This window comes from Gordonia jacobaea (assembly GCF_001186365.1).
Lineage (GTDB): Bacteria > Actinomycetota > Actinomycetes > Mycobacteriales > Mycobacteriaceae > Gordonia > Gordonia jacobaea.
This window is the reverse complement of the sequence record NZ_LDTZ01000021.1, coordinates 144,263-156,500: the sequence shown is the minus strand read 5'-3', so window position 1 is coordinate 156,500 and position 12,238 is coordinate 144,263. Positions and strand designations below refer to the sequence as shown.

The following is a 12,238-nucleotide window of genomic DNA, read 5'->3' as shown; positions in this document are numbered from 1 at the left end:
ACGTGTGCCGGGACACAGTCCCGATATCGCCGTTCGTCGTATCTGACGCGCAGTCACGACGATACTGAGGTTATTCCGAACCGTGAGGGGGACAGCATGCCGTACATGCCGGTTACCGCGTCGATGTTCCTGCTCGCCGAGACCCGCGATCAACCGATCCACGTCGGCGGGTTACAACTCTTCATTCCTCGTGAGGGCCAGTCGTCGACCGAACTTGCCGAGGAGATCTTCGATACCTTCTACTCCTGCACCGACGTGCACCCCCTGTTCCGCAAGAGGCCTGCCCAGCCGGTCAGCCTCATCGGTTCGTTGATGTGGTCGTTCGACGACGAGATCGACTTCGACTATCACGTCCGTCGTGCCGTCTTGCCCCGTCCCGGGCGCATCCGCGAACTGTTCCGCTACGTGTCACTCCATCACGGCACACTCCTCGACCGGAACCGTCCGATGTGGGAGGTCCACATCATCGACGGTCTCGACGACGGTCGTGTAGCGCTGTACACGAGGATTCATCACTCGATCGTCGACGGCGTATCGGCGCTGCGGCTACTGGAACGCACATTGAGCGAGGACCCCGACGACCGGTCGGGTACCGCGCCGTGGGATCCGTCATTGAAGCGACGGCACCCCAAGCCGACGGCACCCGCGAAGGGGCTGCTGTCGCGCATCGGCGACATCGCGGGAACGGCAACGGGACTCGCGGGTGAGGTCGCCGGACTGGGCATGGCCGCAGCGAAGGTCGCCTACACCGGACTCACCGACGACGCCTTCGTCCCGCCGCTACATGCCGCACCGAAGACGATCCTCGACGTCCCCATCGGCAGTGCCCGACGGTTCGCCGCGCAACGGTGGGAGCTCACACGCCTACGTGCGATCGCCGACGAAATGCAGATCACCATCAATGACGTCATGGTCGCGATGTGCTCGGGAGCGATGCGCGCCTACCTGATCGATCAGGACGCGCTTCCCGACGCCCCGCTCATCGCGGCGATGCCGGTCTCGCTACACACCGACAACGATGCCGATGGCAACAACATCACCGCGATCATGGTGAATCTGGCCACCGACCAGCCGGATCCGGAACGACGGCTGGCCACGATCATCGCGTCGACCCGAAAGAGCAAAGAACTGGTGCGGAGCCTGTCTCCGGTGCAGTCGATGGCGTTGGGCGCGGCCAATTTTGCACCGCTCGCCCTCGCGACGGTCCCGGGATTCGTGCGATACACGCCTCCGCAGTTCAATCTGATCATCAGCAATGTTCCCGGCCCGAAAACCGACTTGTATTGGAACGGAGCCAAACTCGACGGTGTCTATCCGGCATCGATCCCGCTCGGCGGGCAGGCGATCAACATCACCGTCGCCACCACTGCCGACCACATCAACTTCGGTCTGACCGGCGCCCGCAAGGAAGTGCCGAGCCTGCAGCGGCTGCTCACCCACCTCGACACCTCGCTGGAGGAGTTGGAGAAGGTCGCGGACGTAGGGGCATGATCTGAACATCGGACAGATTGCAGAGCAATGTGTTTCAGCACGGGTGTACCGCGTCGGCGTAGTCGAGCCACTTCGGCAGGCTGCTGACGAATGCATCCCTGGTTTCCGGTGAACCGGCAGCACGCCAGTCGACGACATCTTTGATCTCGATCTCGTACTTGCGCCATTCGAACCAGTTGATCATCTTCAGCATCGGGTAACGCGACGGTATGTCGGCGGCGAAGACCTGCCGCCACCACGTCGACTTCACCGCAAGCTCCGAGGCACCCTGAGCCGCACGCGCCGGGGTATAGATCGCGGCGGTCTCGACAATCGCCACCGGCTTGTTGTGCTCCGCGCCGTAGATCTGATAGAAGTTCGGCACGGTGAGGTCGTGACCCGCGCTTCCGTTGTAGCGACCCTCCAGCATCGCGGTGAACTTTCCGGGTTCGCTTACCTCGTTGTTGCCCCACGGACGGCGATTTCCCCAGTGATACAACGAAATCCCCACCCAGTCGACCGCGTCGTCGCCCGGATAGTACGGCGCATACGCATCGTCGTCTGCGGTGAGTTTCCCGTCACCATTGGTGTCGGTCAACTGGTAGTCCTCTGTTCCGCTACGCGCCATGTACTTTCCGCCTTCAAACGGATACCCGCCGCCGTAATTCGGCGCCCACATCATCGCCGTCCCAGGCGCTTTGCGATGGACCATCGCGGCCACCCGACGGAATGTCTCGACGTAGGCCCTGGGTTGCTGACCCCACGCGTACCAGGAACCGTTCATCTCGTGCGCGAATCGAAGGATAACGGGCACACCCGAATCGTTCAGTTTGCGCAGGTCGTCACCCAGACGACCGACGACGCCCTCGGTGATCGCCGCCAATCCAGCGTGAGGCTCCAGGGTCAGCACCATGATGCCGCGTTCGTTACGCACCTGATCGGCGGCGGCGACAGTATGTGCCCAGGTCTCGTTGTTGTACGGGATGTCGGAGAACTGCACAGCAACCGCGGGAGCGTGCCCGAGGTTGTCGTGATGTTCTCGCAGGCTCTCGGACTGCCAGTCGAGATTGACGCCGAACAGAACTCCCGACGCCGGGACTGCCCGATGGTAGTCGGTGACCGCGCAGGGCGGTGTCGGCTCGGGCAGGTAGTGCTGAAACAGGGTGGCCGCGGCGCCGATTCCGACCACCATGGCGATGATCGGGATCAGTGCGGAGGGGCGACGCCGACGACGCCGCGACCACCGCTCCGCGAAGCCCTGCTCCGCCAGGTCATCTGGACGCGTCGTCTCGCTATCGATTGGCGGGCTGGTCATGTCATGCCACACTTTCCTCACCAGTGCTACCGAACGGAACGGAACTGTTGTGAGACCACGTACACAGACAGAGAATGTCGACGTCGCGCGTATCGCCTTGCCGCTCGTCGCACTGATCCTGGTGCTCACGCTCGGCGCGTGCAGCAACGGCGGCGACTCCGACGCTCCGCACCACATTCGTTGGGGCGCTTATCTTCCCGATCTGAAGGGGAGCGACGTCGACTCCGACGCCGGGGTGGTCGGGGTCACCACCCTTGCCGATCGCCCGTTGGATCTGATCCTCACCTTCAGCGGACTCCGCGAGCCGGTACCGAACGCGGATCTGGCCAGAATCGCCGAGACGGGTGCTGTTCCGATCGTGAGCATCGAACCGTGGAACCCGTCGGGCGGTGTCAACCAACCGGACTACCGACTGTCGCGAATTGCCGACGGCGCGTTCGATAGCGATCTCCGACGATGGGCGACCGGACTGAAGGAGTTCGGCAAGCCGGTGATCGTCCGGTTCGCCCACGAAATGAACGGCGACTGGTACCCGTGGGGAATGCACGTGAACGGCAACACGCCGCAGTCCTACATTGACGCCTGGCGCCACGTCCGATCGATCTTGACTTCGATTGACCCGCACAACATCTCGATGGTTTGGGCGCCGATGGCGGCGATTTCGGGCATCCCCGGATTCGACGCCGCCTACCCCGGCGACGACGAGGTCGACTACCTGGGGATCGATGGCTACAACTGGGGCAACGATGGCAAACACGGTTGGGCCTCACCGGGATTCATCTTCTCGGACGCGTTCGTCAGCCTCCGCCGACTCGGCGACAAGCCCATCCTGGTCACCGAAGTGGCATCCGCCGACGACCCGGATCCGACACGAAAAGCTACGTGGATCCATGACTTCGTCTCGCTCGTCAGTCGCGAGCCGGACGTCGACGGGTTCGTGTGGTTCCAGGCGAACAAGGAGCGAGACTGGCGCTTCAATTCGAACCCACAGAGCGAGAAGGCATTCCGGTCCGCATTGGACGCCGTCCCCGCGACCTAGCGTCGGGTACGCGTCGATCACGGGTCAGCGCCGCACTCCTATCCGGATAGAGCACAAGAATTTTTCCCGACCCGAGGGCGTCGAGGGCGTCGGCAACAGCGGGCGAGTGCCCGAAGATCCGCAGTTCTGCACGGAGCTTCCGCGCCGACCGAACCGCATGCATGAGATCGGCCATGCCCGAAGGCGTCACACGGGAGACACCGCCAACGTCTACGAGCACCAGCCTCGCACCGGCAGTGCACAGCTGGTGCACATCGATGTGGACAGTCGAGGACACGTCCCACAGGCCACTCACGGCGACATCGGCGATGCCCGATGAACCCTCCATGGCCTTGCCACCATCAACCTCGGCCGGCTTATCGACGTGAATCGCGTCATTGGCGCCAAGCTGTGTGACCACCTCTAGCTCCTCGGGGAGCGTTGCGTCCAGCGCATTACTAGCAGGACCCGACGCATCCGTGGCCCCGCGGGCGACCGAGAACAGACGCCTGCGTCGCGCGAATCGTGCTGTGCGCGTAACTTGTTCGATCCTTGTCTGATCGCGGTCAGCAGCTGCGGCGCGGTCGGTGTAGAGGACCATGACCCTACCGAGATCGAGGGCGTCAAGCGCGTCGAGCATTGCCACCGATGTTCCATAGATACGCAGATCGGCGCGGCGCGACCTTGCCCAGCGCACAGCGTGCATGAGTTCGGCCATACCGGATGGTGTCACCGTGGTGACCTCGCCGACGTCGACCAGCACGAGACGTGCGCCGCCCGAACATGCGCGGGCAACGTCGTCGCACAGACGCGACTTAACTTCTAGCCGGCCGGATACCCGGACGTCGGCGGTCTCATCGTCGAACTCTGCGAATGCTTCGTGGGCCAGTGACATGTTCTTCTCCAGGATTCAGGGGGCTGGGAGGTCGTCAATCAGGTAGAACGTTGTGGCGCAGGGCTATTGGTCAACACAGAACCATTGATGTACTGGTCGACCGGGTCGGTGGGTGTCGGGCGGTAGTGGGCGGCGCGGACGACGGACGAAAGCAGGAGGAGATCGAGTCCGACCCACCCGAGTGACAGGAAGGTCGGGAAAGTCTCGGCATCGCCGTGACTCCAGCGCAGGATGCCGACAACAGATGATGCGACAAGTGCCACCATGGCGACTATCTGCGGGATGATCGGCCGGTAGTCGACGCGCGCGTCGACCTGCTCCTTGGAGGTCACCGAGAAGGAGATGTGGCGTCGGAAGAAGACTGCCGCGGCAGCCGAGAGGGTGGCCGATATCCAGATCGGGAACAGTGCGAACGACATCTGCTGCCCACGCCACAGACCGCCGGACCGGTACCCGGCCACCTGGAACAGCAACTGACAGCAAACGAAGAAGGGGATGAACCTGGCGAAGAAGTCCAGGGGGTAGGCGTTCATGGGGAACACACCGAGCGTGAAGTAGATGATCGGCGCGGCGATGTAGACCACCGCTGCAAAACCGTTGAGGTACGAGGTCATGGTGGCCAGGTACATCAACCGCTGCGCAAACGTCAGCCCGGATTGGAAGAGCGGGTTGTCGGCGAAGAAGACCTGCATCGACCCCGTGGCCCATCGCTGGCGTTGGCCGAGCATTGTCGCGAGATCGTCGGGTGCGAGGCCTTCCACCAACACCTCGTGGTGGTAGACGCTCTCCCAACCCATGGCGTGCAGATGCATGGCGGTCGCCATGTCCTCGGTCACCGTGGCGGTGTTGATCGGCTGGATCGCCAATGCCTGGTCGATCCGAGACACTTCAACCGAGTCCATTGTCTTGTGCAGCTCGTCGACGACCTCTTCCGGTAGCCACGGGTGCGAGTCGAGGACGTCGTGAATACCGGCACGCAGTTCGAAGGCGACCTCGCCGACTGGCGCGCCACGCCGCAACCTGCGTCGCGCGCCACGCACGACGTCGAGCGCATCCTCGAGTGGGATGCGCAGTCCCGATCCATGCCCCGCTTCGTTGATGAGACCCTCGAGGCGCGCCCATTCGTCGCGAATAGCCCTTCTGACCTGCGGGTCAGCGCCGCGCGAGTACGTCCGTAGGCCCAGCGCCATCAGAGCCTCGCGCCGCAGGACAGCGTTCGAGCCGCAAAAGAATGCAGCACCCCAGCCGTCCTTACCCTGCTGGATGGGGCCATAGAACAGTTCGGCCTGACTACCCAGCGGATCGGAGTCAGGCACATTCCAGAAGTACTGCGGCGTCTGCACGAAGGCCACGGCGTCGTCGTCGAAGTAGCCGAGGACGGCGTCGAGGAACTCCGGCTTGGGGACCTGGTCGGCGTCGAGGATCGCCACGAACTCCGCGTCTGTGAGGAACAGCGCGTTGTTGATGTTGCCGGCCTTGGCATGCCGCTGGCGCCCGTTCCACTCCTCGCCTCGCGTGAGGTACCCGACGCCCAGCGCAGCCGCCGCGATCCGGAACTCCTCGCGATCACCGTCGTCGAGGATCCAGGTGTTGTGGGGGTATCTCACATCGCGCGCGCCGATCGCGGTGCGGACCACGAGCTCGAGGGGCTCGTTGTATGTGGTGATGAATACGTCCACGGTCAGGCCGGGTCGCGCCATGGGTGGAGCCGGGCGCTCCCGCGCATTCCACATCATAAATGCGAAAAGAATGGACTCAGAAAGCGAATATGTTTCCGCAATAACTAATGGAATAGCAATCCACCAAGCGGACCAGGCGATAGTGTCACTCCATCGCCAAAAGATATAGGCACAGCCGAAAGAAACCACAAGAATGGAAATGATTCTGACGGCAAACAGCCGCGCTGGCCCCACGATCCCCACCTCCGAGTTGACATCGATCCCACAACATCGACCCGCCTCGTCGCAGCTCATCCACGATTCTTGCCCAGTTCAGGGGCACCCGCAACCCGCCGTACTCCGTCTGGTGTACATATTTGAATTGTTTACCCAAATACAAAATTTGTGCGCCACACGAAACGGTTTTTGTCCCCAATTCCGTGGACGAATAAACTCCTTTCTGCTGAGACGTGCGACGCTTTATCCAATATATGTGGCGTGGATCACTCTATTTCCTTCGGCGAGCGCGACCGCAGCACACAGCGAGACCCTTCATCAAGCAAAATGGCACCGGCGGGGCAGCGAGAGAGGTTTACGTCACTCGGAACTGACTGGATAGTCAGTTACTCGTGAGTATCATTCCTATATCGCAACGCCTAGTACCAGCTCCAGGTAAGGGCAGCCTTGGCAGCGCGAGGTACCGAGGAAGAATTACGGTTACCTGTAGTAGACGTCCGACCCCGCGCACGTCAGCCCTGCGCGACTAGGTCGATGATCAATATGAGAGGGGCCGGGACGCCGTGAATGCCACGACGATCACCATCGGCACTATTGCCGCGGTCATCAGCTTGTTCTGTTGGGCCAGTTTCCTGCGCGGCGTGTGGACCATGGTGCGCGCGATCGCCCAGGGCCAGAAGGTCGACAGCACCCGTTACTGGCCCGTCGGCCCGCGACTGTGGACGATGCTCAAGGAGTTCGTCGGCCACACGCGAATGGTGAAGTTCCGGACCGTCGGCTGGGCGCACTGGCTGGTGATGTTCGGCTTCATGATCGGTGCGATCTTCTGGTTCGAGGCATACGGCCAGATCTTCGACCCCGAGTTCCATTGGCCCGTGATCGGCTCGTGGAACATCTACATCTTCGCCGACGAGGTGCTGGGCCTCGGCACCGTCATCGGCATCATGGCGTTGATCATCATCCGCCAGCTCAACCACCCGCGGATGCCCAAGCGGCTGTCCCGCTTCTCGGGTTCACGCTTCGGTGCCGCGTACTTCGTCGAACTCGTGGTCCTGATCGAGGGCCTCGGCATGATCTTCGTGAAGACGTTCAAGATCTCGTCGGGCATCGAGGACCCGCCGATCTGGACGTCGTTCTTCACGCACTACTTCGCGCAACTCTTCGAGGGCTCGTCGGTCTACTGGGTCACCGCCGCCGCTGTCGTCAAGCTGATGAGCGGCATGATCTGGCTGGCAGTCGTCGGCGCGAACATCGACTGGGGTGTCGCGTGGCACCGCTTCGCCGCGTTCTTCAACATCTATCTCAAGCGTGAGCAGGACGGCGGCGTCGCGCTCGGTGCCGCCAAGCCGATGATGAGCCAGGGCAAGGTCCTCGACATGGAGACCGCCGACCCCGACGTCGACGCGTTCGGCGCGGGCAAGGTCGAGGACTTCTCGTGGAAGGGCTGGCTCGACTTCACGACATGTACCGAGTGTGGTCGCTGCCAGAGTCAGTGCCCTGCCTGGAACACCGGAAAGCCGTTGAGCCCCAAGCTGCTCATCATGTCGCTGCGCGACCACGCACAGGCCAAGGCGCCCTATCTGATCGCCGGCGGCCGCAAGGACATGGGCGGCGACGAGGTCGGTCTCGTCGACGCAGAGGGCAACGTCGATGAGGCGAAGCTCGCCAAGATCCCCGAGGCCGCGCGGGCCGAGGCGTCGCGCAAGTTGGTCGGTGAGTCGAAGGGCGCGATGGGCGGCGGCGAGGGCATCGTCGACGAAGACGGCGCATTCGACCCCGAGCAGCTCGGTGCTGTCATCGACACCGAGACCCTGTGGAGCTGCACCACCTGCGGTGCGTGCGTCGAGCAGTGCCCCGTCGACATCGAGCACGTCGACCACATCATCGACATGCGGCGCTACCAGGTGCTCATCGAGTCCGACTTCCCCACCGAGCTCGCGGGCATGTTCAAGAACCTCGAGAACAAGGGCAATCCCTGGGGTCAGAACGCGTCGGCGCGCACCAACTGGATCGACGAGATGGACATCGAGATCCCGGTCTTCGGTGCCGACGTCGAATCGTTCGAAGGCTTTGAGTACCTCTTCTGGGTCGGTTGCGCAGGCGCGTACGAGGATCGCGCAAAGAAGACCACCAAGGCTGTCGCAGAACTCCTCGACATCGCCGCGGTGAACTTCATGGTCCTCGGCGAGGGTGAGACCTGTACCGGCGATTCGGCACGACGTGCCGGCAACGAATTCCTGTTCCAGATGCTGGCGCAGCAGAACATCGAGACCATCAACGGGGTCTTCGAGACGGCGCCGACGCAGCGCAAAAAGGTCGTCGTGACCTGCGCGCACTGCTTCAACACGCTGTCCAACGAGTACCCGCAGCTCGGCGCGAAGTACGAGGTGGTCCACCACACGCAGCTCCTCAACCGCCTCGTGCGGGAGAAGCGCCTGGTGCCCGTGGCACCGATGGGCGAGGGCGTCACCTACCACGACCCCTGCTACCTGGGACGACACAACAAGGTCTACGACGCCCCGCGTGAGCTGATGGAAGCATCGGGTTCGACGCTGCGCGAGATGCCTCGCCACGGCGAGCGTTCCATGTGCTGTGGCGCCGGCGGCGCGCGTATGTGGATGGAAGAGCAGATCGGCAAGCGCATCAACATCGACCGCGTCGACGAGGCACTCGACACACTGGCTTCCGCGAAGGGGGCTTCGGGCAATGGGGCTTCGGGCAGCATCGGCGAGGCACCGCAGAAGATCGCGACGGGCTGCCCGTTCTGCCGCGTCATGCTGACCGACGGTGTGACCGCACGGACGTCCGGCACCGAGAACGAGGGCAAGATCGAGGTCGTCGACGTCTCGCAGATGCTGCTCGATTCGGTCAAGCGTGGTCTGCCGGAGGTCAAGCGGGGCGGCCGTTTCCTCGGACCGGTCGCCAAGCCCGCACCCGAGCCGGAACCCGAGCCCGAGAAGGTGGCAGCCGCAGCGCCTGCCGCGGCCGCAGCAGGTGCTGCAACCGACGCCAAGCCCAAACCCAAGGTCGGGTTGGGGATGAAGGGCGGCAAGAAGCCCGGCGCCGGGAGCGCAGCGACCAAGGCGCCAGCAGCGTCGGCACCGGCAGAGACAGCGTCGACCGACACAGCCGAGAAGAAGCCCGCCGCAAAGGGCTTCGGCATGAAGGGCGGCATGAAGAAGCCCGGCGGGGCGGCCAAGCCCGCGTCGGCGTCCGCGCAGCCCGCACCTGCTCAGGCCGAGTCGTCGGCGGCAGTCGAGAACGCGGCGAGTGATACGGCAGCAAGTGCCACAGCCGATGCGCCGAAGCCGGCCAAGGCCAAGGGCTTCGGCATGGCTGCCGGCAAGCGTCCCGGCGCCAAGAAGCCGGGCGCAGCGAGTACCGCAAATGCGGCCGCGTCCGATGCCGGAGTGACCGCCGCCGCGGAGAACAAGGTTGCAGAGACCGAGTCCGCACCCGACGCCGCCCCGACCGCCGACACCGAATCGGCAACGGCCGCAAGCACTTCTGCTGCCGCACCCGCCGCTGTGACCGAGGAGAGGCCTGCCAAGGCCAAGGGCTTCGGCATGGCCGCGGGCAAGAAGCGGCCGGGAGGCACCGGGTCGGGGGCTGCCAAGCCTGCCGCCTCGGCTGCGGAGGCTTCGGCACCTGCTGAGACGTCGGCGGCCGAGTCCGCTCCGGCAGAATCCGCTCCGGCACAGCCCGAGACCGGTGGCGAGGCCAGCGCGACCGAGGAGACGCCCGCTGCAACGGCGTCGACTGCAACAGCGTCGGCCGCAGCGGTGACCGAGGAGAAGCCCGCCAAGGCAAAGGGCTTCGGCATGGCCGCGGGCAAGAAGCGCCCGGGCGGGGCGTCGGCTCCCAAGGCCGCAGCTCCGGCAGCGTCGACGGCTCCCGCAGCGTCGACTCCGGAACCAGAAGCCGCTGCACCAGAGGCCGAGGCGCCCGAAGCCGAGTCAGCCCAAGCAGCACCGGCAGAAACCCCGGCAGAGGCGTCCACGGACACAGCGGCCGAGGGCGCGGCAGCGTCGTCGAACGGCAGTGCCCCCGCTGGCGCAGCTGATGACGGCCGAACGATCGCCGAGACCGGAGCGTCGAAGGCCAAGGGCTTCGGCATGGCCGCCGGTAAGAAGCGGCCCGGCCAGCGCTGATCGGCCGCCGGTAAGAATCCGCCGCCCGTCAGAAACACGCGTTTCTGACACCTGCGAGTGAAGTATCGCTCGCACGTGTCAGAGGCGCGTGTTTCTGCATTTCCGACGGCCCGAAAAAATCGATTTGCCTGCGGCTGAGACAATTGAACCCGTGAGTAGGCCGTATGTATCGCACCTGAACCAGAACCTCAAGCCGTTGGAGCAGTCCGAGAAGCTGCAGAACGTCTGCTATGAGATCCGTGGGCCGGTGCACGCGCATGCGGCGCGACTCGAGGCCGAGGGCCATCGGATCATGAAGCTGAACATCGGCAACCCGGCGCTGTTCGGCTTCGAGGCCCCAGACGTGATCATGCGCGACATGATCCACGCGCTGCCGTACTCGCAGGGGTACTCGGAGTCGGCGGGTGTGCTCTCGGCACGACGCGCCGTGGTCACGCGCTACGAGCTCCTCCCCGACTTCCCGTACTTCGACGTCGACGACGTGATCCTCGGCAACGGTGTCTCCGAGCTCATCACGATGACGATGCAGGCGCTGCTCAACAACGGCGACGAGGTGCTGATCCCCGCGCCCGACTATCCCCTCTGGACGGCCATGACGGCCCTCTCCGGCGGCACAGCTGTGCACTATCGCTGCGACGAGGACAACGACTGGAACCCCGACATCGCCGACATCGAGGCGAAGATCACCGACCGCACCAAGGCGATCGTCGTCATCAACCCCAACAACCCCACGGGCGCTGTCTACTCGCGCGAGGTGCTCGAGCAACTCGTCGACGTCGCCCGACGCCACTCGCTGCTCATCCTCGCCGACGAGATCTACGACAAGATCCTCTACGACGACGCTGAGCACATCAACATCGCGTCGCTCGCCCCCGACCTGTTCTGCCTGACGTTCAACGGGCTCTCGAAGGCGTACCGCGTCTGTGGCTACCGGGCTGGCTGGGTTGTGCTCACCGGCCCCAAGGACCACGCCAAGGGCTTCATCGAGGGCCTTGGCATCCTGGCGTCGACGCGCCTGTGCGCGAACGTTCCCGGACAGCACGCGATTCAGGTGGCCCTCGGCGGATACCAGAGCATTGAGGCGCTCGTCGCGCCCGGAGGACGCCTCTACGAGCAGCGCAACGTGACGTGGGAGAAGCTCAACGAGATCCCCGGCGTCAGTTGCGTCAAGCCCAAGGGCGCGCTCTACGCGTTCCCGCGCCTCGATCCCGAGGTCTACGAGATCCACAACGACGAGCTCTTCGTCCAGGACCTGCTGCTGCAGGAGAAGATCCTGGTCGTTCAGGGCAGCGGGTTCAACCTCGACGATCAGAACCACTTCCGCATCGTCACGCTCCCCTGGTCGCGCGATCTCAAGGACGCCGTCGAACGGATCGGCAACTTCCTGTCGTCGTATCGCCAGTAGTTCACGGGCCGAAATACCCACGATGACCTGCAGCGCGGCACCTTCTGCGCGATTCGCTGATCCCCGCCTGCACGTTATGTGACACTCTT

General features: G+C 63.9%; 7 protein-coding genes. 4 read left to right on the top strand and 3 right to left on the bottom strand.

Going from position 1 to position 12,238, the window contains the following annotated elements:
- Positions 1 to 96 precede the first annotated feature (96 nt).
- Entirely contained in the window at positions 97 to 1,491 is a 1,395-nt protein-coding gene (locus tag ABW18_RS18380; RefSeq protein ID WP_049700426.1) for a WS/DGAT/MGAT family O-acyltransferase, read from the top strand.
- A 34-nt stretch (positions 1,492 to 1,525) separates the two neighbouring features.
- Here ABW18_RS18380 and ABW18_RS18375 read toward each other — a convergent pair whose 3' ends face one another.
- Positions 1,526 to 2,785: a glycoside hydrolase family 26 protein gene (locus ABW18_RS18375; protein ID WP_235434440.1), complete on the bottom strand. Its 1,260-nt coding sequence runs from the start codon at positions 2,783 to 2,785 to the stop codon at positions 1,526 to 1,528.
- 49 nt (positions 2,786 to 2,834) lie between these two features.
- Here ABW18_RS18375 and ABW18_RS18370 point away from each other — a divergent pair, with 49 nt between their 5' ends.
- The gene (locus tag ABW18_RS18370; RefSeq protein WP_235434439.1) at positions 2,835 to 3,824 is read left to right on the top strand and encodes a glycoside hydrolase family 26 protein; all 990 of its coding nucleotides are present in this window, start codon (positions 2,835 to 2,837) and stop codon (positions 3,822 to 3,824) included.
- On the opposite strand, the gene ABW18_RS18365 is transcribed toward ABW18_RS18370, so the two are convergent.
- Both ABW18_RS18365 and ABW18_RS18360 read right to left on the bottom strand, forming a co-directional pair.
- Complete coding sequence (locus ABW18_RS18365; RefSeq protein ID WP_049700424.1) at positions 3,760 to 4,698, bottom strand: STAS domain-containing protein; 939 nt, start codon at positions 4,696 to 4,698, stop codon at positions 3,760 to 3,762. The genes ABW18_RS18370 and ABW18_RS18365 overlap by 65 nt on opposite strands.
- Positions 4,699 to 4,736: 38 nt before the next feature.
- Positions 4,737 to 6,398 (bottom strand): glycosyltransferase family 2 protein, encoded by a 1,662-nt coding sequence (locus ABW18_RS18360; RefSeq protein WP_049700423.1) that lies wholly within the window; start codon positions 6,396 to 6,398, stop codon positions 4,737 to 4,739.
- 758 nt (positions 6,399 to 7,156) lie between these two features.
- Between ABW18_RS18360 and ABW18_RS18355 the strand changes: the two genes are divergently transcribed.
- Positions 7,157 to 10,744: a (Fe-S)-binding protein gene (locus tag ABW18_RS18355; RefSeq protein ID WP_049700422.1), complete on the top strand. Its 3,588-nt coding sequence runs from the start codon at positions 7,157 to 7,159 to the stop codon at positions 10,742 to 10,744.
- A gap of 151 nt (positions 10,745 to 10,895) precedes the next feature.
- On the top strand, positions 10,896 to 12,149 hold the full coding sequence (locus ABW18_RS18350; RefSeq protein ID WP_039854185.1) for a pyridoxal phosphate-dependent aminotransferase: 1,254 nt from the start codon (positions 10,896 to 10,898) through the stop codon (positions 12,147 to 12,149).
- Positions 12,150 to 12,238 lie beyond the last annotated feature (89 nt).

Bases quoted from the DNA above. Each gene is read 5' to 3' on its own strand.
- ABW18_RS18360 (WP_049700423.1), bottom strand. From the start codon at position 6,398: ATGGCGCGACCCGGCCTGACCGTGGACGTATTCATCACCACATACAAC.
- ABW18_RS18365 (WP_049700424.1), bottom strand. From the start codon at position 4,698: ATGTCACTGGCCCACGAAGCATTCGCAGAGTTCGACGATGAGACCGCC.
- ABW18_RS18380 (WP_049700426.1), top strand. From the start codon at position 97: ATGCCGTACATGCCGGTTACCGCGTCGATGTTCCTGCTCGCCGAGACC.
- ABW18_RS18375 (WP_235434440.1), bottom strand. From the start codon at position 2,785: ATGACCAGCCCGCCAATCGATAGCGAGACGACGCGTCCAGATGACCTG.